The 23,223-nt window shown below is 73.4% G+C and carries 20 protein-coding genes; 11 read left to right on the top strand and 9 right to left on the bottom strand.

Features of this window, described 5'->3' with window-relative positions; genetic code table 11:
• Positions 1–32: 32 nt before the first annotated feature.
• Positions 33–1,583, bottom strand: coding sequence for a glycine betaine/L-proline transporter ProP (gene proP, locus L1885_RS02585; protein WP_235795298.1), 1,551 nt, complete (start codon positions 1,581–1,583; stop codon positions 33–35).
• A gap of 558 nt (positions 1,584–2,141) precedes the next feature.
• On the opposite strand from proP, the gene L1885_RS02580 reads away from it, so the two are divergent.
• The 3 genes from L1885_RS02580 (at position 2,142) to L1885_RS02570 (ending at position 4,297) form a co-directional block, all read left to right on the top strand.
• Positions 2,142–2,801 carry a hypothetical protein gene (locus L1885_RS02580; protein ID WP_235795287.1) on the top strand — a complete coding sequence of 220 codons (660 nt, stop codon included), beginning with the start codon at positions 2,142–2,144 and terminating at the stop codon, positions 2,799–2,801.
• 182 nt (positions 2,802–2,983) lie between these two features.
• Complete coding sequence (locus L1885_RS02575) at positions 2,984–3,181, top strand: DUF8839 family protein (protein WP_235795286.1); 198 nt, start codon at positions 2,984–2,986, stop codon at positions 3,179–3,181.
• Between the two features lie 369 nt (positions 3,182–3,550).
• The gene (locus tag L1885_RS02570) at positions 3,551–4,297 is read left to right on the top strand and encodes a DUF4232 domain-containing protein (protein WP_235795285.1); all 747 of its coding nucleotides are present in this window, start codon (positions 3,551–3,553) and stop codon (positions 4,295–4,297) included.
• Positions 4,298–4,470: 173 nt separating this feature from the next.
• Here the strand turns inward: L1885_RS02570 and L1885_RS02565 are convergent, their stop codons facing one another.
• Complete coding sequence (locus L1885_RS02565) at positions 4,471–5,541, bottom strand: carbohydrate-binding protein (protein ID WP_235795284.1); 1,071 nt, start codon at positions 5,539–5,541, stop codon at positions 4,471–4,473.
• Between the two features lie 320 nt (positions 5,542–5,861).
• Positions 5,862–7,727, bottom strand: a complete 1,866-nt coding sequence (gene cdgB, locus L1885_RS02560) for a diguanylate cyclase CdgB (RefSeq protein WP_235795283.1) — start codon at positions 7,725–7,727, stop codon at positions 5,862–5,864.
• A 475-nt stretch (positions 7,728–8,202) separates the two neighbouring features.
• Here cdgB and L1885_RS02555 point away from each other — a divergent pair, with 475 nt between their 5' ends.
• Positions 8,203–8,685, top strand: coding sequence for a flavin reductase family protein (locus L1885_RS02555; RefSeq protein WP_372481844.1), 483 nt, complete (start codon positions 8,203–8,205; stop codon positions 8,683–8,685).
• 87 nt (positions 8,686–8,772) lie between these two features.
• On the opposite strand, the gene arfB is transcribed toward L1885_RS02555, so the two are convergent.
• A complete protein-coding gene (arfB, locus tag L1885_RS02550) occupies positions 8,773–9,204 on the bottom strand; it encodes an alternative ribosome rescue aminoacyl-tRNA hydrolase ArfB (RefSeq protein WP_235795282.1) in 432 nt (143 codons plus the stop codon).
• Positions 9,205–9,453: 249 nt separating this feature from the next.
• Here arfB and L1885_RS02545 point away from each other — a divergent pair, with 249 nt between their 5' ends.
• The gene (locus tag L1885_RS02545) at positions 9,454–10,029 is read left to right on the top strand and encodes a TerD family protein (protein WP_235795281.1); all 576 of its coding nucleotides are present in this window, start codon (positions 9,454–9,456) and stop codon (positions 10,027–10,029) included.
• Positions 10,030–10,098: 69 nt separating this feature from the next.
• A complete protein-coding gene (locus tag L1885_RS02540; protein WP_235795280.1) occupies positions 10,099–10,689 on the top strand; it encodes a GNAT family N-acetyltransferase in 591 nt (196 codons plus the stop codon).
• 47 nt (positions 10,690–10,736) lie between these two features.
• Here L1885_RS02540 and L1885_RS02535 read toward each other — a convergent pair whose 3' ends face one another.
• On the bottom strand, positions 10,737–12,386 hold the full coding sequence (locus L1885_RS02535; RefSeq protein ID WP_235795279.1) for a M1 family metallopeptidase: 1,650 nt from the start codon (positions 12,384–12,386) through the stop codon (positions 10,737–10,739).
• 238 nt (positions 12,387–12,624) lie between these two features.
• Here L1885_RS02535 and L1885_RS02530 point away from each other — a divergent pair, with 238 nt between their 5' ends.
• Complete coding sequence (locus L1885_RS02530; RefSeq protein ID WP_235795278.1) at positions 12,625–13,122, top strand: hypothetical protein; 498 nt, start codon at positions 12,625–12,627, stop codon at positions 13,120–13,122.
• A gap of 174 nt (positions 13,123–13,296) precedes the next feature.
• Here the strand turns inward: L1885_RS02530 and L1885_RS02525 are convergent, their stop codons facing one another.
• Entirely contained in the window at positions 13,297–13,755 is a 459-nt protein-coding gene (locus L1885_RS02525) for a cupin domain-containing protein (RefSeq protein ID WP_235795296.1), read from the bottom strand.
• 486 nt (positions 13,756–14,241) lie between these two features.
• Between L1885_RS02525 and L1885_RS02520 the strand changes: the two genes are divergently transcribed.
• Entirely contained in the window at positions 14,242–15,201 is a 960-nt protein-coding gene (locus L1885_RS02520; RefSeq protein ID WP_235795277.1) for a GlxA family transcriptional regulator, read from the top strand.
• 523 nt (positions 15,202–15,724) lie between these two features.
• Here L1885_RS02520 and L1885_RS02515 read toward each other — a convergent pair.
• The gene (locus L1885_RS02515; RefSeq protein ID WP_235795276.1) at positions 15,725–16,615 is read right to left on the bottom strand and encodes a GNAT family N-acetyltransferase; all 891 of its coding nucleotides are present in this window, start codon (positions 16,613–16,615) and stop codon (positions 15,725–15,727) included.
• Between the two features lie 441 nt (positions 16,616–17,056).
• On the opposite strand from L1885_RS02515, the gene L1885_RS02510 reads away from it, so the two are divergent.
• Positions 17,057–17,641, top strand: coding sequence for a sigma-70 family RNA polymerase sigma factor (locus tag L1885_RS02510; RefSeq protein ID WP_235795275.1), 585 nt, complete (start codon positions 17,057–17,059; stop codon positions 17,639–17,641).
• A complete protein-coding gene (locus L1885_RS02505; RefSeq protein WP_235795274.1) occupies positions 17,638–18,390 on the top strand; it encodes an anti-sigma factor in 753 nt (250 codons plus the stop codon). Before L1885_RS02510 ends, L1885_RS02505 begins: the two co-directional genes overlap by 4 nt.
• 566 nt (positions 18,391–18,956) lie before the next feature.
• Here L1885_RS02505 and L1885_RS02500 read toward each other — a convergent pair.
• Together L1885_RS02500 and L1885_RS02495 are read right to left on the bottom strand one after the other, a co-directional pair.
• Positions 18,957–19,613 (bottom strand): fasciclin domain-containing protein, encoded by a 657-nt coding sequence (locus tag L1885_RS02500; protein ID WP_235795273.1) that lies wholly within the window; start codon positions 19,611–19,613, stop codon positions 18,957–18,959.
• 158 nt (positions 19,614–19,771) lie between these two features.
• On the bottom strand, positions 19,772–21,643 hold the full coding sequence (locus tag L1885_RS02495) for a molybdopterin-dependent oxidoreductase (RefSeq protein WP_235795295.1): 1,872 nt from the start codon (positions 21,641–21,643) through the stop codon (positions 19,772–19,774).
• A gap of 243 nt (positions 21,644–21,886) precedes the next feature.
• Here L1885_RS02495 and L1885_RS02490 point away from each other — a divergent pair, with 243 nt between their 5' ends.
• On the top strand, positions 21,887–23,209 hold the full coding sequence (locus L1885_RS02490) for an NAD(P)/FAD-dependent oxidoreductase (RefSeq protein WP_235795272.1): 1,323 nt from the start codon (positions 21,887–21,889) through the stop codon (positions 23,207–23,209).
• The last annotated feature ends 14 nt before the right edge of the window (positions 23,210–23,223 follow it).

Here is a 23,223-nt window from a genome sequence, read left to right as displayed (position 1 = left end):
GGGGCCCCGCGGCCCCGGCCCGTCCGCCGGGTTCAGCCCCGGCCGTCGTGGTGCGTGTGGTGCCGGCCGGGGTGGCGCACCCGCAGCCACACGTCCCGCGCCTGGCGGCCGGCCTCGGTCCGGCTGCGGGCCACCAGGCTGCGGGCCTGCTCCTCCGTCTCCACCATCGGCCCCGAGCCGCGCAGCGGCTTGCCGGCCGTCTCGTGCAGGAAGAACGTCGAGATGAGGCCGATCAGCCCGGCGATCATCAGGTAGTACGCCGGGATCATGGTGTCGTGCGTCTTCTCCACCAGCGCGGACGCGATCAGCGGCGTCGTGCCGCCGAAGAGGGACACGGAGACGTTGAAGGCGATCGAGAGCGCCCCGTAGCGGATGCGCGTCGGGAACAGCGCCGGCAGCGTCGAGGCGGACGTGCCCGCGAAGCACACCAGCAGCAGGCCGAGGATCAGGCAGCCCAGCGCCGGAAGCACGATCCCGCCCTGCTTGATCAGCAGGATCGCCGGGGCGGCCAGCACGACCATCGCGATGCTGCCCGCCAGGAACATCGGCCGCCGCCCCCACCGGTCGGAGGAGCGCCCCACCGTCGTGATGGTCAGGGCCACCACGACCATGGTGCCGAGGATCAGCAACTGCGCGGTCACGTCGCCCTGGTGCAGGGTCTCCGTCATGAAGGTCGGCAGGTACGAGGTGACCATGTAGTTCGTGACGTTGTAGAGCAGGACGAGGCCCATGCAGATCAGCACGGCCTCCCAGTGCTGCGTGAAGATCTCCCGCAGCCGCCCCTTGCCCGACTGCCGCGCGCCGCTCGCCAGCTCGTCGTCGGCGCGCGCCGCCTCGGCCGCGCCGCCCCCGCCCTCGCGGTTCTCGGCGGCCGCGGCCTCCTGCTCGCGCTGGAACGCCGGTGTCTCCTCCAGCCGCAGCCGCATGTAGAGGCCGACGAGACCCAGTGGGCCCGCGATGAAGAACGGGATGCGCCAGCCGTAGTGCACCATCCCGTCGCTGCCGAGCAGCGCGGTCAGGAGGGTCACCACGCCGGAGCCGAAGGCGTAGCCGATGAACGTGCCGAAGTCGAGCCAGCTGCCGAGGAAGCCGCGGCGCTTGTCCGGCGCGTACTCGGCGATGTACGTCGTGGCGCCCGCGTACTCGCCGCCGGTCGAGAACCCCTGCACCAGACGGCAGATCAGCAGCAGGATCGGCGCCCCGAAACCGATGGCCGAGTACCCCGGCAGGAAGCCCACGGCGAACGTGCTGATCGCCATCATGATCATGGTGACCGCGAGGACGCGCTTGCGGCCGATGCGGTCGCCCAGCGGACCGAAGACGAGACCGCCGAGCGGACGCACGAAGAAGGCGGCGGCGAACGTCGCGAACGTGGAGACGACCTGGGCGCCCGGCGAGCTCGACGGGAAGAACACCTTCCCGAGCGTGCTCGCCAGGTAGGCGTACACGCCGAAGTCGAACCACTCCATCATGTTGCCGAGCGCCGCCGCGGACACCGCCCGGTGCACCTCGGCCTTGTTCGTCACGGTGACGTCGGCCTCGGTCAGCGGCCGCTTCCGCCGGCGCAGGAGTGAGCGGAGCAGCCGGTCGTTGACCGGGCGGTCCGGACCGGTCCTCGCGCGGCCCTGTCGTACGGGATTCGATCGACGTGGGCGGCCGATATTCATCTCATCCTGTCCGTTGGGTTCGGATTTCGCCCATTATCGCCGTCGCGGTCTCCGCCGCCGGGAGGCCGGTGTACGGACCGCGTGGCGCCGATGGGCCCTGCGCGCATACCCCGGCGAGAAGCAGAGATTCGGGTGGCCCGTGCCACGCGGGAGGGTGTCGTCAGGTCCACCCCCGATCCGGTCCTCAGGCCCAGCGACCCGGGGCGCCGGGAGCGGCAGGATTCTCGGTGCCGGCAGGACGCGGCGGGCGCGGCACGACCGCAGGCGGCACGACGGCAGGCGGGACGACCGCAGGCGGCACGACCGCAGGCTCGACTCGCACGCATCACCGCACGCATCACCGCACGCATCACCGCACGCTGCACCGCGGGCACTCGTACGCACCACCGCACGCGGCACCCGCCCGGGGGCCGCGGCCCGCGCGGCAGCGGGCGCCGGCACGACACGGATCGACACCACACTTCGGGGGAACCCATGAACGAGACCATCGCCAGGCGCTTCACCGGCATCGCGGGCATCTCCGCCGCGGCCGCCCTCATCGTCGAAGTGCCGCTGTACTTCGTCTACTCCGGGCCGCCGCCGGCCTCCAACGTGCTGGCGCGGCTGCTGCTCGGGATCCTCGGGCTCGCGTTCCTCGTCCTGTTCGTCACGGCGTTCCGCGAACTCGTCAAGCGGGTCAGCCCGGAGTACGAGTGGGCCGGCTCCCTGGCCTTCGCCTCGGGTCTCGTCTACGCGACGGTCACCCTGGTTTCCAGCGGCCTGGAGGCGGGCGCCGTGATCGCGTCCGACCACCCCATCGACCCGACGATCACCGTCAGCGGCACCTACATCCTGTACGGCTCGATCTCCCGGCTCATGCTCGGCATCTTCCTCGCCTGCGTCGGCTTCATCCTCTCCCGCACCCGCCTGCTGCCGCGCTGGACCTGCTGGTCGGCCTACACCCTCGCCGCCGTCAACCTGGCCTTCGTCCCGTCGCTGTTCTTCGGCAACGTCCCCGCGCACTTCTACGCGGCCAACGGCTGGGGCACGACGGCGCTGATGGGCGCGATCCTCAGCTACTGGCTGCTGGCGGTGGGCGTCTCCACCGTGCGCAGCGCCTCCCGCGCCGCGAAGGCGCCGGCGCTCTCGTACTGAGCCGCCGGAGCGACACGCACTCAGCGACGCGAACTACGCGACCGCGGCCCCCTCGGCACCGTGCCGACGGGGCCGCGGTGCATGCGCGGGAACGCCGGGCACACCGACGCATTCGGCAGGCGTATCGAGGGGGAGTGTGGACATACGCAGAAGCAGAGCAACAACCCCGAGGGGAGCGCCTGATGGAGAAGAAGATCCTGGCCCGATTCCCCGCCGGAGCGCCACGCGGAGCGTGGCCCGCCGAGGAGTTCGCGGCCCACCGGCGGGACGAGGGCACCGAGGCGACCGTGGTGATGGACCTCGCGGCGGACGCGTTCCTGGTGGTCGCGCCGGACGCGGCGGACGCGGCGACGGCCGGCGCGGCGGGAGCCGTCGCCTAGGACCCGGTGACGGAAGCCGCAGCGCGGGGCCCGGTGGGCGGACGCGCCGGGAGCCTCCGGGTTGCGCCTCGGGGGGCGAGCGGTGCGCCACCGTGACAGCCCCGGGACGTGGCGGCGGCTCCCGGCCGCCGCCGCACCGTCGAACGGCCCGCCCTTCCGGGGCTCAACGCCCTGCCGCGCCCCCTGACGTGCACTGTTGCCATGTCACAGACGCTCGACGGTGCGGTCGTAGAGGCACGACGGACGGTCATGAACGGCCTTCGGTGAGCAAGGATGATCACAGAGGGGGCCGCGGAGGTCGCCTCCGAAACCGCTCGTCCGCCGAGCCGCGCCCCAGGGCTGCGGCGCCCCGAACCGAGGTACTCCCTGATGCGTCGCTCCTCGATCCTTCCCCTGGCCGTCGCCACCCTCGCCGGTGGCCTGCTCCTCACCGCGTGCGGAGGCGCCTCCGGCACGAACGGCGCCTCGGCGGCGGCTTCCGCGACCGCCTCGACGGCCACCGGGAGCGCCGGGGGCGGCACCGCGGCGGGCTCCTCGAAGGACGCCGACGGGGCGGGTGCGACCGCCGCATCCGGTGCGGGCACCGATTCCGGATCGGGCTCGGGCCAGGCCGCGGCCGCCGCGGGATCGTCCGGACGGGGCTCCGCCGCCTCCCCCGCCCGCGGCACGGCCGCCCGGGCGGACGCCGCGACCGGCGGGGGCGCCTGCCGGACCGCCGACCTCGCCTTCGCGTACGGCCCCGGCAGCGGCGCCCAGTCGGTGGGCTCCCCGGGCGGGGTCGTCGTCACCATGACGAACAAGGGCTCGGCGGCGTGCAGCATGGACGGCTACCCGGGCGTGGACCTCGTGGGCGGCGGCGTCACGTGGTCGCTCAGCCGGCAGACCTCCCAGGCGCCCCACGCGGTGACCGTGCGGCCCGGCGGCAGCACCAGCTTCACCGTGACGTACATGCCCTACAGCAAGGGCGACGGCGAGCAGGTCGACGTGAAGACCCTCGTCGTCACCCCGCCGAACGAGACGCACTCCGCGTCGCTCGCCTGGGACTACCAGCCCGTCCTGCGCCAGGACGGGGCCACCCACCCGGCCACCTTCGTCGGGCCCGTCGGCGGCCACTGACCGGGCCGCCCGCGCGGGCGCCCGTCGCAGCGCGAGCGGGCCCGGACAGGACCCGCCCCGAGCGCCCGGGGCCGCCGCCGTCCGGGACCTCCCGGCCGTTCGTGATCCGGTGCCGCGCACGCGCGTCCCGCGACGGGAGCCGACGTGCGCGGTCCTCGTGCCCCGTGGGGCACTCACCTCGTGACGTTGCCCGCCTTCAGCGAGAGCTGGTCCAGGTTCACACCGCACTGGTCTCCCTGCTCGCAGGAGATCTTTATCGTGTTGGAACCCTTCTTGAGGCTGATCCACGAGTACGTCGTCGTCCAGCCCTTGTCCGCCGCTCCCGCCGGGGCGTTCGCGAAGTTCTTCATGCTGATCGAGCGGCGGTCCTGGTCGTTGACGAACAGCGACATCTTCGCGTCCGTGCCCGGCACGCCGTAGTTCGCGAACAGCGTGTACTTGCCGCCCTTCGGCACGTCGACCGTCCACGTCGCCGCGGCGCCGACGCCCGGCATCGCCACGTACACGCCGCCCTTCGCCTTCGCGCCCGGCACGTCGGTGGCCGCGGCGGCCGGCGCCGAGAGCTGGAGCGTGGAGGCGTCCTGCTCGGGCAGCGCGCCGCCGTCGCTCGCGCTCGCGGAGGGCTTGTCCGAGGGGCCCTCGGAGGCGCCGGAGCCGGCCGAGGCCGAAGCGCCGGAACCTGCCTGGTCGTCCTTGGAGTCACCGCTGCCGCTCGTCATCAGCGCGATGGCGATGCCGATCACCACCGCGGCGACCACGGCGACGGCCGCGATCAGCAGGCCGCGCGTGTTGGGGCCGCTCCCGCGACCGCCGCGCTGGCCCGGCCCCGAGGGCCCGCCCGGCGGCCCCTGGCGGGGCGCGGCACCGGGGCCCATGGTCTGCGTCTCGGGAGCCGCGTAGTGCGGGTTGGGCGCGCCGTAGCCGCCCTGCTGCTGGCCGTACCCCGCCTGCTGCTGCCCGTAGGACCCCTGAGGAGTGCCCTGCTGGCCGTAGGGGCCCGGCTGCTGCGGGTACTGGCCCTGCGGCGGGACCTGCTGCTGCGGGCCGCCGTACTGGCGCTCCCCGACCGTCCTGACCTGGTTGTAGGAAGTTCTGGGCACGCCGGGCTGGGCCGCGGGGCCGGGGTAGCCGTAGCCGCCCTGCCGCCGCTGCTGGGCACCGCCCGACTGCTGCCCGTCGGCATACAGATAGCCGAAGGGGTCGTCGTCCTCGGGTGTGCTCGCGCCGTCGTTCCCGGCCGTCATCCCTGGGTCACTCCTCTACCATCTCGTCAGCGTCGCCGACCGGGCGAGCCTACCTCTTGTACCTGGGGCCCCGGACTGCGCTCGCCCGTGCGGGCACGGCTCCGGAAGCCCCTTCTGCCTCGTCGGCGCACCCGCGGTGGACGCCCGGGAACGGCCGCGGTGCGGCCGGGTGAACAATGTCTCGCCCGCCCTTTCGGGAGCGTCCGGATTCAGCCACGGCCCGCGCGGGCACACGCTGCCGCCGACGGCGCGGGCCGAGGCCGGACCGGCCGCCGGCCGTCACCGTGACCGGCCGTGCCGACCGGCCGCCCGCGCGCCGCTCAGCCCGCCCTGCGGCTGACCTTGCTGCGGGACCTCTTCTCCAGGTACATCCGCTGGTCGGCGGATTGCAGCACCTCTTCCACGCTCATCCCGCAGCTCGCCCAGCCGATGCCGAAGCTCGCGCCCACCCGCACGGCACGGCCGTCCACCCGGATCGGCGGGAGGATCGCGTTGCGCAGGCGCACGGCCAGGTCGGAGGCGTCGCCCGGGCCGAGGCCGTCCGCGAGGACCACGAACTCGTCGCCGCCGAGCCGCGCGACGGTGTCCCCGTCGCGCACGCCGGTCGTGAGCCGGCGCGCGACCTCGATGAGCACGGCGTCGCCCGTGTTGTGGCCGAACCGGTCGTTGATGGACTTGAAGCCGTCCAGGTCGCAGAAGAGGACGGCGAGTCCCTTCCCGCCCTCCTGCCCCGGACCCTCGCCCGGCGGGGCGATGTGCGTGTGGTGGTCGTGCGCGCCGCCGAGGGGGGCGAAACCGCCGAAGGCGCCGCCGCGCTCCCCGGTGCGCTCCTCGTAGGCGTCCGCACCGGCCCCGTAGCCGTCGTAGGCGATCTCGTACGCGGCGTTGTCGTGGGATCCGTTCTCGTACGTACCGCTCGTACCCCTTTGATAGGGGTCGCTCGCGAACGGGCCGCCGGCGCCGTCGTGGAGTGCATCGGCCTCGTACGGGCCGCCGTCGGCGTCGTACGGCGCGCTCCCGTGGCCCACGCCGGGGCCGTCGTACCCGCCGAACGCGGCGTCCAGCTGCTCGACGGCCGTCGCGGCCCGGGAGGCGCCCGGCCGCGAGCAGATGCGGGCGCTCAGCCGGGCCCGCAGCTCGGCGCTGTTGGGCAGGCCGGTCAGCGAGTCGTGCGAGGCGCGGTGGGCGAGCTGGATCTCACGGCTCTTGCGTTCCTCTATGTCCTCGACGTGCGTCAGCAGAAAGCGGGGCCCGTCGGCCGTGTCCGCGACGACGGAGTTGCGCAGCGACACCCAGACGTACGAGCCGTCGCGGCGGGTGAGGCGCAGTTCGGCCCTGCCTCCCTCGGCGGAGGTCCGCAGCAGGGTGCCGATGTCCTCGGGGTGGACCAGGTCGGCGAACGAGTGCCTCCGCATCGCCGAGGCGGGCCTGCCGAGCAGCCGGCACAGCGCGTCGTTGGTGCGCAGCAGCCGTCCGCGCTGGTCGCCGCCCATCTCCGCGACGGCCATGCCGCTCGGCGCGTACTCGAAGGCCTGGCGGAAGGACTCCTCGCTGGCCCGCAGCGCCTGCTGCTCCCGTTCGAGGCGGACGAGCGCGCGCTGCATGTTGGCCCGCAGGCGGGCGTTGCTGATGGCGAACGCCGACTGCGACGCGTACATCTGGAGGGCCTCCTGGCCCCAGGCGCCGGGCTTGCGGCCGCCGCGCGGGCGGTCGACCGATATGACGCCGAGCAACTCGCTGGTGCCCCCGCCCGTGGACGCGTACATGGGCGCGTAGAGGCGGTCCTGCGGATGCCACTCGTCGGCGAACCGCGGCTCGGGCCCCTCCGTGTGCCACTGCGGCACGTCGTCGTCGAGGAGGACCCAGCCCTCCGAGTGCGGTATGAACCGCAGCTCGCCCCAGCGCTCGCCCATGTTCAGGCGCCGCTCCCAGGAGGTGCGCGAGCCGACGCGTCCCGCGATCAGCGCCTCGGCCGCCGCGGAGCCGGCGAACGCGGCGACGACCAGGTCACCGTCGGCCTGGACCACGTTGACGCAGGCCAGCTCATAGCCGAGGCCGGTCACGACGCCGTCGGCGACGGTCTGCAGCGTGTCCGCCAGGCTCCGGGCAGTGTTGAGCTCCGCGACGGCCTGATGCAGCTGCCGCATGGTCGCAAGACGGACATAGGGCTCCGACTCGGTCTCCATCGCTCGCTCTCCCTGAGACCTCGACAGCAACTCCAGGATTCTGATCGCCTCTCGTGTTGCACTGTTCCCTTCACTGAATCACAGCGAGCTGTTTGACCGGTACACAGGGTCAACGATTAGTGGGCTCTGTGAGTCAAGTCACATCAAATGATGAACGATCGGGACGAGAGGGTGGGAGCGCTCTCTGCACCTTTTTGAACACGGTTCAGTGTGCCGGAGGGTTCAGTCGTCGGCTCCCACACGGTCCCACCTGCGGGTTCACCGCAGGTCGGCTCTCCCCTCGCGCGCGTGCCCCGAGGCACCGCGGTGGTCCTAGGTCCCGGCTGGTCCCCTGGCCCGATGCGGCGGAACGGACGCTCCGGTTAGCGTCCGACGCGTGCACCAGACAACTCGAGCCTCCGCCCTTCCCCTGCCGCACGACCACCGCGGCGTCCCCCATGCTGAGGGGGTGAGCAACGACGAGTTCCGCGGCGTCATGTCCCGGCTGGCCGCGGGGGTGGTCCTGGTGACGGCCCGTGAGGCCCCCCTGTCGGAGGACGGCCCGAGCGGCGAGGACGCGGGCATGACGGCGACGTCGTTCCTGTCCGTGTCGCTCGACCCCCCGCTCGTCCTCGTGAGCGTGCGCACCGGCTCGCGCATGGACGACCTCCTGGAGGAGCAGCCGCTGTGGGCCGCGTCCCTGCTCACCGAGAGCCAGCGGCACATCGCCGGGCGCTTCGCGATGAAGGGCCGGCTGAGCGACCGGTTGCTCTTCGAGGACATCCCCTACCGCAGGGGTGAGATCACCGACGCCCCGCTCGTGCGGGGTTCGCTCGCGACCCTGGAGTGCCGCACCGAGCAGCGCGTCGCGGCCGGGGACCACACGCTGGTGATCGGGCGGGTCCTCGCGGTCGAGCTGCCCGCTGCGGAGGGCGGACCCCTGACGTACTTCCGGGGACGGTACCGGCAGCTCGACTGAGCGGACGGGACGGGCCGGACGGGCGCCGCGGGGAGGCCGGGCACGGCGGGACGCGGGACGTGGGCCGGGGTTCTGGCGGGCGCGGGGCTACCAGTCGCGGCCCGAGCGGCCCCTCTTCGTGTCCGCGCGGCGCTTCTTCTCGCGCAGCCGCCGCTCGTTGATCCCGCGCGGGACCTTCGACTTGCGGCGGGCGCGCGGCGGCGGCGCCGTCGCCTCGGCGAGCAGGGCCGTCAGCCGTACGGCCGCCGCCTCGCGGTTGCGCCACTGCGAACGGTGCTCCGACGCGCGCACGGCGATCACGCCGCCGTCCACCAGCCGGGCCGCGAGCCGCTCCAGCGCGCGCTCCTGCCACACCGGCGGGAGCGCCTTCGTGTTCGCGAGGTCGAAACGCAGCTCGACCTGGGAGTCCGTGGTGTTGACGTGCTGTCCGCCGGGCCCCGAGGAACGCGAGAAACGCCACATCAGCTCGGCCTCCGGCAGGGAGACCGAGCCTCGGATGACATAAGGCGGTCCGGACATGCCACCCATGATCTCGCGTCCCCGGCTTCCCGTCACCCCGATTTGACGCCAGGGGCGGGCGGGGCCCGGGGGGCTGGGGAGGCCGGCGGGCGGACGCCCGTGCCGACGGCGTCAGAGCTCGGTAAAGGGCGTCAGAGCTCGGTAAAGAAAGTAAAGTCGATGGAACCCGACCCTCCCCTGGCCGCGTTGTAGGGGGTGGCGGTAGCTTCCGATCCGTCACCGGCGTTCGCAACGAAAGGGACAATTCCCATGGCTGTAAGCCTGTCCAAGGGCGGCAACATCTCGCTCACCAAGGAGGCCCCCGGCCTCACCGCCGTCACGGTCGGCCTCGGCTGGGACGTCCGCACCACCACGGGCAAGGACTTCGACCTCGACGCCTCCGCGATCGCGGTGAAGGCCGACGGCAAGGTCGTCTCCGACGGGCACTTCGTCTTCTTCAACAACAAGACCTCGCCCGACCAGTCCATCGTCCACACCGGCGACAACCTCACCGGCCAGGGCGAGGGCGACGACGAGCAGATCAACGTCAACCTGGCCGCCCTGCCGGCGGACTGCGACAAGGTCGTCTTCCCCGTCTCCATCTACGACGCGGACAACCGCCAGCAGAACTTCGGCCAGGTGCGCAACGCGTACATCCGCGTCGTCAACCAGGCCGGCGGCGCCGAGATCGCGCGCTACGACCTGAGCGAGGACGCCGCCACCGAGACCGCCATGGTCTTCGGCGAGCTGTACCGCAACGGCGCCGAGTGGAAGTTCCGCGCCGTGGGCCAGGGCTACGCGTCCGGCCTCGTCGGCATCGCGACCGACTTCGGCGTCAACCTCTGACTCCGAACGTACGTCGGGCGTGAGCGTGGGGCCCGGCCCGGTCCGGGCCCCCGCGCGTACGCTGCGCGCATGATCGTCGAACCGCTGGAGTCCGCCGACGGCGACCTGCCCGGCCCGCTCCTGACCGAACTCGCCGCGCTGTACGCCTCGGACCACGCCTTCCAGCAGCTCAGCGGCGAGTTCCCGGATCCCGGCGCGATCACTCCGGAGCAGGTGGCGGCCTCGCTCGCCGACGAACTGGTCCATCCGGGGGCCGAGGTGCTGCTGGCCCGTTCCGCCGGCCGTCTCGTCGCCGTGGCGGTCACCCTCGCGCACGCCCCCGGAAGCGGTGGCGACCCGGCCCCGGGAACCGCGGCCCGCCGCACGTCGCCGCCCGACCCCGCCGACGGGATGTCGGACCCCGTGATCGGGCTGCTGATGGTCCACGGGGAACTGCGGCGGGCCGGTTACGGCAGGCAGCTCGCCGCGGCCGCCGAGGAGCGCTTCCGCACCGCAGGCCGCGGCGGTGTCCGCGTCGCCGTGCCGGAGGACAACTCCACCGCGCTCGCCTTCTGGAACGCGCTCGGCTACGAGGAGATCGACCGCGCACCCGACCGGCGCCGCCCCGACCGCTCCTGCGCCGTACTCCGCAAGGATCTGACGCGCCCGGCGGGGAGCTGAGGCTCCCGGGGACGGTGAGGCTCCCCGGCCCGGTGAGGCTCCCCAACTCATGCCATCGGTGGCCTGACCGTGCCGTAGAGCCAGGTCCGCCACACCTCGGAGTCCAGCCGCCGTCCGCGGGCGCCCGCCTCCTTCTCTGCGTAGGCGAGGAAGTCGGCCGTCGAGGCGTTGCCGTAGCGGTGTGTGCGGGACCAGCCGCGCAGGATGCGCCGGAAGGCCGGATCGCCGACGACCTCGCGCACCCGTTGCAGCACCATGGCGCCCCGCCCGTACACCGGCGCAGCGGAGATGTCGGCGGCCCTCGGCGGATCGGGAGGAGGGAAGGCCCAGTTGCCACGGTCGCGGTAGGCGTCGGCGAAGCTGCGGGCGAGGGGGACCCGGGCGGCGCCCGGGCGGCTGTCCAGCCAGAGCCACTCGCCGTACGTGGCGAAGCCCTCGTTGAGCCACATGTCGCGCCACGTGGCGGGCGTGACGGCGTCCCCGTACCACTGGTGCGCCATCTCGTGCACGAGCGTGGCGGTCGCGCCCGGCCCCGGCAGGAACGGGCGGTTCTGCGTCTCCAGCGCGTACTCGGCCTGGCCGGAGCGTCCGACGACGACTCCGGTGGAGGAGAACGGATACGGCCCGAACGTCTTCTCCTCCCACGCCATGATCCCCGGCAGCGCGTCCAGCAGCCGCCTGCCCTTCGCTGCCGAGTCCGGGTCGACGGCCGCGAGGACGGTGATCGGACGCCCGTCGGGCGCCGTGCCGGTGCGGACGGGCAGCCGCGTCCGCCGCAGGGCGTACGGGCCGATCGCCACGGTCGCGAGATAGGACGCCATGGGCTGCGCGATGTGCCAGGTGTACGTGGTGGTGCCGGTAGTGCCGGTGGTGCCAGTAGTGCCGGTGGTGCCACTGCTTGCGGTGGTCCCGGTGGTCCCGGTGGTCCCGGTGCTTCCGGTGCTTCCGGTGCTTCCGGGGGTGGCTGCCGTCGTGATGGTGCGGGCGGCGGAGTCGGTCGCCTTCGGGCCGGCGGTCGCGGCGGGGGGAGCGGCTTCGGGGGCCGGGGACACCGCCGGGCCGGAGTGCCGCTCCGCCCGCAACTCCCCGTTGGACACCACCGTCAGTGAGGACGGAACGGTCACGGCGATGTCGTACGTCGCCTTGTCGCCGGGCCTGTTGTCCGAGGGGAACCAGGTCATGGACCCGGTGGGTTCGCCGAGCGCCGCCACCCGCCTGCCTCCGTCCGAGACGAGCCAGCCCTCGTGGGAACCGTCGGGGTCGGTGAGCGTGCGGGGCACCCCCGCGTAGTGCACGACGGCACGGAAGACGTGCCCCCGCGGCAGCGCGCGGCGGGGACGCAGCGTCAGTTCCGTACGCGTCCGCGCGACGCCGGCGGGCGCGCCGTCGACGGTGGCGGACGACACGTGCAGGCCGACGAGGTCGAGGTCGAAGGCGCTCAGATCCCGCGTGGCACGGGCCGTGATCTCGGCCGTTCCGGCGAGATGGGTGCCGCTCGGCGTGTAGGTCAGGTCGAGGCCGTAGTGCAGTGCGTCGTAGCCGCCGTTGCCGAGGGTGGTGAAGTAGGGGTCGCCGACACCCGACGTGCCCGGGCGCGCGCCGCTCACCCCGCACCCGGCCACGGCGACCGCGGCCGCGAGCACGGCCGCGACGGCCCGGCCGGTGACGACGGCCGTCCGGAGTCTGCGGGTGATCACGCGACCGATCGTACGATCCGACAAGCGGTCGCGACGGCCCCCGCGCCGGACCGGCGCGGCGCGGGGCGGGGCGGGGCGAACCGCGCGGGGTGGGACCAGGCGAAGGGGCCGGGCGGGGCCGGGGCGCAGCGTGCGGGAGCCGCGCGGGCCGCGGAGTCGGGAGCCCGGTGGTGCCGGTCACCGGCCTCGGTAGCTGGGCCGGGCGCAGGTCCAGGACCGGGCGTGACACGATCTGCGGGTGCTCGACATCGGCTACTCGCTCTCCCGCCGCTTCCCCGATCCCCCGCAGACCGACTACCGGACGGCGGACAGCCGGGCGCTGCGGCACGACCTGTTCTGCGGGGACGTGTACCTGGCGGACACCGAGGCCGACCGGGAACTGTCCACAGCCTGGGGATGGGTGCCCGTGCTCGACTTCGCCTGGGCCCTGTGCGACATCGTCGAGCAGCTGGACCGCGACCCGCTCGGCAGCCGGGCCTCGCGGGCCCAGCAGGCCGAACTCGACTTCACGGAGTCGAGCGACCGGATGCTGTTCCTGCGCAGGTTCGGCTGGGTCGACATCGAAGCCGACTGGATGCCCGGCGACGAACCGCCGCTGACCTTCGGCCACGGCGAACTGCGCCGTGAGGCGCGCGACTTCCTCCACGACGTCGTCGAGGACCTCACCGACATGCACGAGGGCCTCGGCGACAACGTGCTCGTCTGGGACCTCCAGGCGCGCTTCCCCCGAGTCTGAGGCCCGGCCGGGCGGGGCCCGGCGGCGGACGGTGCGCCCAGGGGCGGTGCGGCTCCGCGGCCCGCCACGCGCGGTGCGGCTTCGGCTTCGGCTTCGGCTTCGGCTTCGGCTTCGGCTTCGGACGAGCCTGCGGCTGCGGCGGCTTCGGACGAGGTGCGGCTGCTGCTGACGCGGCTACGGGCGGTGCAGCGCGTGTCCCGTCGTGGCATCCACGTGGTCGGGAAGCTCGTCGTGCCGGTCACCGACGGAGAGCGTCCCGGTGGGCTCGAACATCAGGATCGACGCGCCACCGGGCGCCGACGGCCGGTGCTCGACCCCTCTCGGCACGACGAAGACCGCGCCACGCTCCAGCCGTACCGTGCGCTCCACCCGTCCGCCGCCGACCGCCGCGCCGCCGGTGCCCCCGCCGCCCGGCTCCGCGCCCTCGCCGCCCGGCTCCGCGTCCTCGCGCAGAGCGATGGACAGCTCGCCGTCCAGCACCAGGAAGAACTCGTCGGTCGTCTCGTGCACGTGCCACACGTGGTCGCCCGCCACCTTGGCGACCCGGACGTCGTAGTCGTTCACCCGCGTCACGATGCGCGGACTCCACAGGTCCTCGAAACCCGCGAGAGCCTCGCCGAGGCCGATCGGCACGCGCGGGCGGGCCGCGCCGCCGCCCGTGGCCGCCTCTGTGACCGTGGCCGCCTCTGTGACCGTGGGCGCCTCAGTCTCCGCCTGCGGGTGCGTGTCCGTGCCCGTACCCGTGCCCGTGGCCTCTGGTGTGTTCTGGCCGGCGGGTGTGGCGTCCGGGGCGGGCGTGTTCGGTGTGTCCGAAGTCGTCATGCGGCCATGGTCCCCGTGGCGGTCCAGCCGCACGAGTGATACGAATCGCATATGTCGCTCCGATCCTCGCATCAGCCGCCGGGGATGTCCCCTTCCGGGAGCCCGGGCCGCCCGCCCCGGCCCACCGGCCCGGACGGTCGCGCCGGCGGCGGGATCGGACCCGGCAACGGAACCGGCAACGGACCCGGTCCCGACACGGGCCGCGCCGCAGAGGTCCGAGGTGCCGGGACGAAGCCCCCGGGCGCAGCGGACGCCGGAGGCCCGCCCCACCCCTCGGCGGCCACGACGCCGCACTCGGTGGCGCTCCTCGTCGACGAGGGCTCCAACCCGTTCGAACTGGGCGTGGCCACCGAGCTGTTCGGCCTGCGCAGGCCGGAACTCGGCCGCGCCTGGTACGAGCTCACGCTGTGTGCCGCACGACCGGCCGTCGACATGCACCTCGGGATGTTCACGATGACCGGCGTTGCCGGCCTCGATGCCACCGAGCACGCGGACACCGTCATCGTCCCCAACCGTCCCGACCCCGAGGCCGGGCCTTCCCCCGAGGTCGTGCGCGCCGTGCGGCGGGCCGCCGAACGCGGGGCGCGCATGGTCAGCTTCTGCACCGGCGCGTTCACCCTCGCAGCGGCGGGGGTCCTGGACGGGCGCCGCGCCACCACCCACTGGCGGTGGGCGAACCTGTTCTCCGAGCGCTTCCCCGCCGTGCGCCTCGATCCCGACGTCCTCTACGTCCACGACGGCAACGTCTTCACCGCCGCGGGCAGCGCCGCCGCGCTCGACCTGTGTCTGCACCTGATCGCGCTCGACCACGGCAGCGAGGTGGCGAACGCGGTGGGGCGCCGGCTCGTGTTCTCGGGCCACCGCGAGGGCGGCCAGCGGCAGTTCGTCGAACGTCCGGTGCCGGCGGTCCCGGAGGCGTCACTGACACGCCTGCTGGAGTGGGCCCGCGACCGGCTGGACGAACCGCTGTCGGTCGCCGGCATGGCCGCGTACGCGAGCGTCAGCGCCGCGACCCTGCACCGGCGCTTCCGATCCGAACTGGGCACCACGCCGCTCGCCTGGCTCACCGCGGAACGGGTCGCCCTGGCGTGCCGGCTGATCGAACGCGGCGAGGTGCGCCTCGACGTGGTGGCCCGGTCGAGCGGCCTCGGTACGGCCTGCCACCTGAGGACTCTGATGCGCCGCCAGACGGGCCTCACCCCCACGGGATACCGCGAGCGCTTCGCGCCGCGCACCGGGCCGTCGCCGACCCGCTGAGGAGAGGTGGGCGCCCATGCCGGGAGCCCCGTACGGCACGCCCCGTCCGGCACGCCCGGCCCGTCCGCCGGCCGCGACCGCTCCCCCTCGTACGCGCTCCGCACCGTTCCGCGTGTTTCCACGCCTCGTGCCGACCCTGCGCCAGTCCGGTCCGGGCAGGCATCACCGGCTCGTTTCTGTGATACGAGGAAGGGGGGCAACGACGCAGGTCGCGAGCGCTCCCCCGCTCCGTCCTCGCGCCGCCCCGGCGGCCGCTCCCGCACCTGAAACGGGAGCGGCCGTTCTCCGGCTCCCCGGCCTCTTCCCGGCGCCTCTTCCCGGCTGCGCGGGTCGGTACCTCAGCACCTCAGCACCTCAGCACCTCAGCTCAGCACCTCAGCACCTCAGCACCTCAGCACCTCAGCAGGTGAACTGCTCAACAGACGGTCTGATCGTCGGACGATCCGGTCGGGCGGGCCGGCCCAGGGCCACGACGGCCGCAATGGCCGCAATGGCCGCGACGGCCGCAATGGCCGCAAGGCGATCAGCCGAGTTCGAGGCTGGTGCTGCCGAAGATCCTTGCCGACGCGATGCGCGGCGCGGGGCCCGCGTACATCCGCACCGTGTGCCACTGCGCCGCCAGCCCCCGCTCCTCCACGACCGCACGGGCGGACGCATGACCCTCGGGGACGTCCACGGCGACGCTCCCCGCCGGATCCGCGTGCGAGAGCAGCGCGTCGAGCAGTGCGCCCGCGTCCTCGGGTGTGTCGGCGAACAGCGGGCCGACGCGGTGGCCCGACCTCGCCGGGCGGATCACCCCGTAGCCCCTGATCGTCCCGCCCCGCATCCGTACGTATGCCACGTGCCCGGGCTCGGCGAGCCAGCGGGCGAGGAAGGCGCGCCGTCCGGCCGGGAAGCAGGGCGCGTCGTACGCTGCGACGGCGTCGAGCCCGTCCGGCGCCGCACGCTCCACGCCTGCGGCGATCCGTTCGCCCGGCGGCCGCACGGGTGCGGGCCGCCCCCCGTACCGCACGGACCGGTACGCCGCGGCGAAGCCCGACCGCCGGTAGGCGGGCTCCTGTTCCGGGACGGCGTCCAGGCCGACGGTCCGCCTCCCCGCGTGCGGGAGCGCGGCGCGCCAGGTCGCGCGGCCGAGGCCGCGGCCGCGCAGGTCGGGGCGGACGAGGTAGTAGCCGAGGAACGCGTACGCCTCGGAGTACCTGACCACCGAGACCGCGGACACCGGGCGGCCGTCGAGCCGGCCCACGAAGAAGCCCCCGGGGTCCGTCGGATGGAAGCAGGCGACGTCCCGGAGACCAGGGTTCCAGTTCTCGTCGGCGGCCCACTGCTCCACCAGGGCCCACTCGGCCGCCGACGCGGGCGCCACGACCAGCCCCCCGCTCCCGCCGGACGCCGACGCGTCGTGACCACTCATGTGCTGCGGGCTCCCTCCCCTGTCGGTCGGGGCCCGGCGCCGATCGACCCGATGCGCCCCGCCCGTCCACCCACCTGTCACGTTGCGTGTCCCACCGTACCCAACGAGTCATCACGTGTCCCCTGCCCCCGCACACCGGCCGGAGGCACGTGCCGGCGAGGAGTCCGCCGCTCAGGACGGGGTAGGTGCGCTCGGGGTCGTGCTCCGCACGACACTCGGGGTCGTGCTCCGCACGGACTCCGGCCGGCACCGGGGTACGGGGACCGAATACGCCGGCCGGCATGACGGAGCAGAGCGGCGGACGCAAGCCGCCCGGCGGAACAAGCCGGGGGGCCGGCCGCGCCGTGCCCGGACCAATCCCGTTCGGCTGCCGCAACGAATGTGCGTTGACGTTCCGCGGTCGACGCCGCGCGCGACGCATCACATCCGGAGGAGAACCGCGTGAAAGAGGCCGTTCACATCGGCGAACCCGTCCCCGTGGGACCCGACCTCGAGGAACTGCTCGAACGGGTCGCGCGGGGTGACCAGGCGGCGTTCTCCCGCGTCTACGACATGGTCAGCGGCCCCGTCCTCGGACTCGTACGGTCCGTCCTGCGCGACCCGGCGCAGTCCGAGGAAGTCGCGCAGGAGGTGCTGCTCGAGGTCTGGCGGATGGCCGCCCGCTACCGGCACGACAAGGGCAGCGGGATGACCTGGGTGATGACGCTGGCGCACCGGCGCGCCGTGGACCGCGTCCGCTCGGTCCAGGCGGCGAGCGACCGCGAGCAGAAGGCAGCGCTGCTGGAGCGCACCCCGTCGTTCGACGAGGTCACCGAACAGGTCGAGGCCCGCCTCGAACGCGAACAGGTGCGCCGCTGCCTGCGCACGCTCACCGAACTCCAGCGGCAGTCCGTGACGCTCGCGTACTACCAGGGCCTGCTGTACCGCGAGGTCGCCGAACTGCTGTCGGTGCCGCTCGGCACCGTGAAGACCCGGCTCAGAGACGGTCTGATCCGGCTGCGCGACTGCCTGGGGGTGACGGCATGACCACCGCCGACCTGCACACACTGACCGGCGCCTACGCGCTGCACGCACTCGACCCCGCGGAGAGCGCCGAGTTCGAACGGCACCTGCTGGCGTGCCCGGCGTGCGCCCAGGAGGTGGCCGAGCTGTCGGCGACCGCGGGCCGCCTCGGCCTCGCCGTGTCCGTGGTCCCGCCGAGCATCATGAAGGAACGCGTCATGCAGCTCGTCGCGACCGAGCGCCAGCTGCCGCCCGCCGTCCCGCAGCCCGGCAGGCCCGGTGCGAACGACCGGCGCAGGCGCGCGCTGGCGCGGTGGGCGCTCGCCGCCTGCGTGGCAGCGGCGGCCGCCTTCGGCGGCGTTGCGGCCTGGCAGCACAGCGAGGCGCAGGACGCCCGGGCCCAGGCCCAGGCCGCCCGTCACGAGTCCAGCCTCCTCGCCGGCGTCCTGTCGGCGCCGGACGCACGGACCGCCGTCGGCAAGCTGAGCAACGGGGCCGCCGGCACGGTCGTCGTCTCGCACTCCCAGGGCCGGGCCGCGTTCATCGCCTCCGGGCTGCCGAAGCCGCCCTCGGGCAAGGTCTACCAGCTCTGGTACGACGACGGTGGCACGATGCGGCCCGCCGGACTCATGACCTCCGCCTCGCCTTCGCAGGCCGTCCTTCTGACGGGCCACATCGGCAAGGCGTCGGGCATGGGCATCACAGTGGAGCCGGCCGGCGGTTCCGCGGCACCGACGTCCGACCCGCTGGCGCTGATGCGCTTCCCCGCCTGACGACGGCAGCTGCCGCGAGTCGCGGCGGCTACGAATCGACCACCGGTAGCCCTACGGCCACGGCTGACACGTCGGAGCCCCGCTCTCGCGCCAAACCACAAGATCCCCAGGACACTCACGACAAGCACGACACTCACGACAAGCACGGCGCGCGTGACACGCACGGCGCGCACCATCCGCCCTGCCCGGCCCTGACAGTGACCGGTCAGGGCGGTGGCACGTCCGGACCGAATCGGGCCGGCCCCGCGACGCGGTGCCCGCCTGTTCCCCCTGCCCCGGACACCGACACACGGGCACGCCGACACGCCGGCGCGCCGGCGCGCCGGCGCACTCGGACACAAGGACACACAGGCACACAGGCACACAGGCACACAGGCACACAGGCACACCGAAACGCCGGGTGCGTGGCGCGGTGCCACGTACCCGGCGTTCGAGCATCCTCGGTTCGAGGCCCCCAGCTGCCTACTCTCGGGTGCCGGCGTCGTCGACGCGTGCGTCCCCGGGACCTGTGTCCTCGGTACTCACGTCTCCGGTACTCACATCGCCGGTGCTCACATCTTCGGTGCTCACATCTTCGGCATGAGCACGCTGTCGATGATGTAGACCGTGGCGTTGGAGGTCGGCACGTTCCCGCAGACGATGTTCGAGGCGCCGTTCACCTTGAACGACTCGCCGGAGCCGGACGTCATGACCTTCTCCTTCTCCAGCGACGTGAAGGAGCCGCTGCCGAGCTGGGAGGGCGTCACCTTCTGGCCGACGACGTGGTACGTCAGGATCTTCGTCAGCATCGCCTTGTCGCTCAGCACCTTGTCCAGCTGCGCCTTCGGGATCTTGGCGAACGCCTCGTTGGTCGGCGCGAACACGGTGATGTTCTTGGCGCTGTTCAGGGTGTCGACGAGGCCCGCCTTCTTCACGGCCGTGACCAGCGTCGACAGGTCCGGGTTGTTCGACGCGGCCGTCGCGACCGGGTCCTGCGCCATGCCGTTGAAGCTTCCGGCGCCGCTCTTCGGCACGGACGCACACGCGGGACCGAAGGGCTTGTCCATCGTGCTCGACTGGCTCGACATGGACGACTTCGAAGGCATCGGCGCGGAGGACGCGGCGGACGCGCCCGAGCTGCCGCTGTCCTTGCCGTTGTCGCTGGAGCACGCGGTCAGGACGACCGGCAGCGCCAGCGCGGTGGCAGCGAGGACGGCGGTGCGCTGGAAACGGTTGGTACGCATGTGGACTCTCTTTCGTATGCGGCGCACGGGTCGTGCACCCAGAGGGGGGTTGGTCTTGCGGGGGACCCGGAACGGGGTGAGGCCCGCCGGCCCGGGACCGTTGGGGATCGAAGTCGCCACCGGACCGCGGCGGTTCCGGCGGGCGCGGGGCAGTGGTGTCACGTCACGGCGACCACCACCGAATGCCAGCCGGTGGCACCGTTCGGCACGGTCCCGACGCGATGCTCGGTCTGCGTGTGGCCCGTGCGGTCGGTGGCCCTGACTTCCAGGGTGTGGCTGCCGGAGGCGGCCTTCCACGGCCACACCCACTGGCGCCAGGTGTCGCTGGTGTCCTCCGCGCCGAGCTCGGCGTCGTGCCAGGCCCCGCCGTCGACGCGGACCTCGACGCGCGCTATGCCCCGGTGCTGGGCCCACGCCACACCGGCGACGGGCACGACGCCGGCCTTCGGGCTCGCGAAGGGCCGCGGCGTGTCGATGCGGGACTCGGTCTTGATCGGCGCCTCGCGCGACCACGTGCGCTTGACCCAGTAGGCGTCGAAGTCGTCGAACGTGGTCAGTTCGAGGTCGGTGAGCCACTTGCAGGCCGAGACGTACCCGTACAGGCCGGGCACCACCATCCGCACGGGGAAACCGTGGGCGAACGGCAGCGGCTCGCCGTTCATGCCGACCGCGAGGAGCGCGTCCCTGCCGTCCATGACCGTCTCGACCGGGGAGCCGATCGTCATGCCGTCCACGGAACGGGCCACCAGCTGGTCGGCGGGGCCGCCCTGTGACGGCGGCCTGACTCCGGCCTCCTTGAGCACGTCGGCCAGGCGCACTCCGATCCAGCGGGCGTTGCCGACGTAGGGGCCACCGACCTGGTTCGACACGCAGGTGAGCGTGATGTGCCGCTCGATCAGGTCCCGGCGCAGCAGGTCCTGGAAGGTGAACGTCACCGGCCGCCGCACCCCCTTGCCGTGCAGGCGCAGCCTCCAGGCCCCGGCGTCCACGTGCGGCACCGCCAGCGCCGTGTCCACCCGGTAGAAGTCCTTGTTCGCCGTCACGAAGGGGCTGAGCCCCGCCACGTTCGGGTGCGCCTCCGCGGGGACCGGCCGAGCCGTGGAGACCGGACGCGGCAGCACGATGTCGGCACGGTCGGCCGCCTCCGCCGCCAGCTTGTCGGCGTTGAGGTGCCGCCCGAGGGCGCCCGCCCCGGCCGACACCGCGGCAGCCGCGGTGGCCGCCACGACGAACCCCCGGCGGTCGAACGCCCCGCGCCCGATCACGCCGGACTCAGCGCCCTCGGGCTCAGCCGCACGGGGCTCAACCCTCCCGGGCTCAACCGTCTCCGCCTCGGCCGTCCCGGACGCGACCTTCCCGGGCTCGGACTTGCCGGACTCGGCCTTGCCCGACGCGGCCTTGCCGGACGCGGCCTTGCCGGACGCGAGAGGCGCACCGGTCGGGCCCGGGAGCCCGCCGGCCGAGGTCCGGCCCGCGTCGTTCCCGTGCTCGGGCGTGCTTCGAGAGGCGCCCCGTGGCGCCCTGCCCGACCGGTCCCCGTACGCAGTCGTGCCTGCCGCGCCGCCGCCGCCGGAGAGGCTCGCGGCCTTCCCCGCGCCGACGGCAGTGGAGGCCGGAACGCCGGGGACGCGGCCGACGAGCCAGTACAGCAAGCAGCCGGCCACCACCCCACCCACCGCGGACGGCAGGACGTCGGAAGGGCGGGCGTCGGGCCGGGTGACCGCCGCGGCGACGCCCACGACGCCGAACAGCAGCGCCACCACGGCGCCGATCCGCCGGTGCCGAACGGCCAACGCCCCCACCGCGAAGGCGAACAGGGCGAGCACCACCACGATGCCCAACTGCAGCACCGCCTTGTCCTCGGTGCCGAAGTGGCGGACCGCGAAGTCCTTGAGCTCGGGCGGGGTCCGGTCGACGGCTGCGCCGCCGACCACCGTGACGGGACTGGCCTCCGGCCGCACGGCGGCCGAGACGAGTTCCGCCACGGCGAGCGCCGCGAAACCGGCGACCGCACCGCTCGCCGAGCCCATGAGGACGCGCAGCGCCCGGCCACCCCGGCGCCCGGGGCGGTCCTTCCGCGCGTCGACTTCCGTATCTCCAGTCACGACCGCCATTCGGCGCGACCGCGGGCCGGGATTGGTCATTCACCCGACCGGATGAACTCATCGACGCGATACAGACCCGAGTGTGATCCGGACCAGTCCTCAGCTCCTTCCGCTCCGAAGATTCCACGTGAGGGGCGCGACCCGGCCGCCCCGGAGGGAAGGCGAGCGATGAGCGGAGCGGCACGGAAGACGGCCGTCGTCGGCAGTGGAGTGGCGGGACTGACGGCCGCCTACATTCTCCGCCGGGGCGGCCACGCGGTGACGCTCTACGAGGCGGACCACCGGCTCGGCGGGCACGCCCACACGCACGCCGTGCCCTCGGCGGACGGCCGGATCCACCATGTCGACTCCGGGTTCATCGTCCACAACGCCCGCACCTACCCGTATCTCCTCCGTCTCTTCGGCGAGCTGGGCGTCGGGACCCAGGAGTCCGAGATGAGCATGTCCGTGCGCTGCGAGGGATGCGGCCTGGAGTACGCGGGCGCGCGCGGCCTGCGCGGCGTCCTCGCACAGCCGCGCAACGCCCTCAAGCCGGCCTATCTCCGCATGCTCTCCGAGATACCCCGCTTCCACCGAGCGGCCCGTCGCCTCCTCCGGAACGAGGCGGAGCAGTCGCACCAAGGCGGTCGGCCGACCCGACCCCGCTCGGACGGAGCAAGTCGGGCCGTCACCCTCGGCGCGTTCCTCGACGCTGCCGGCTTCACCCCCTACTTCGTCGCCCACTTCATCACCCCCCTGGTCTCCGCGGTCTGGTCCTGCGACGGGCGGACGGCGCTGCGATACCCCGCCTCCTATCTGTTCCGGTTCCTCGACCACCACGGCCTGCTGTCCGTGGGCGGCTCCCCGACCTGGCGCACGGTGAGCGGCGGGTCGAGGGCCTATGTGGAGCGCATCGCCAAGCAGCTCGGCAACGTCCACACGTCGTCTCCCGTCCGGGCCCTCACCCGGGGTTCCGAGGGTGCGACGGTCACGTCGGACGACGGCCGCGCCGAGCCCTACGACGGGGTCGTGATCGCCGTCCACCCCGGCGACGCGCTGCGAATGCTGACCGACGCGACCGACGCGGAACGTCAGACCCTCGGGGCCTTCCGTTACGCGCGCAACCCTGCCCAACTCCACACCGACACATCGCTCCTGCCCGGCGCGGAGGGCGCCGCGGCATCGTGGAACATGCTCCTGCCGGGCTGCTCCGCCGACGCGTCCGCGGTGCGGATCAGCTACGACATGAACCGCCTCCAGCGCCTCGACTCCCCCGAGCATTACGTGGTGACTCTCAACGGCGGCCACCTCGTCGACGAAGGCCAGGTCGTCGCCGCCATGGACTACGAGCATCCCGTGTACACGCCGGAGTCCGTCGAGGCGCAGCGTCACCTGCCCGAGCTCAACACCGGGACGACTGCCTACGCCGGCGCCTACCACGGCTGGGGTTTTCACGAGGACGGCTGCCGCTCGGGCGTCGTCGCCGCCGCGTCGATGGGAGTGGCCTGGTGACCCGGGAGACCGGC

Origin of the sequence: Streptomyces fuscigenes, assembly GCF_021556455.1 — a bacterium.
Lineage (GTDB): Bacteria > Actinomycetota > Actinomycetes > Streptomycetales > Streptomycetaceae > Streptomyces > Streptomyces fuscigenes.
Note: the sequence above shows the minus strand (reverse complement) of the source record. Positions and strands in the feature narration are given on the sequence as shown.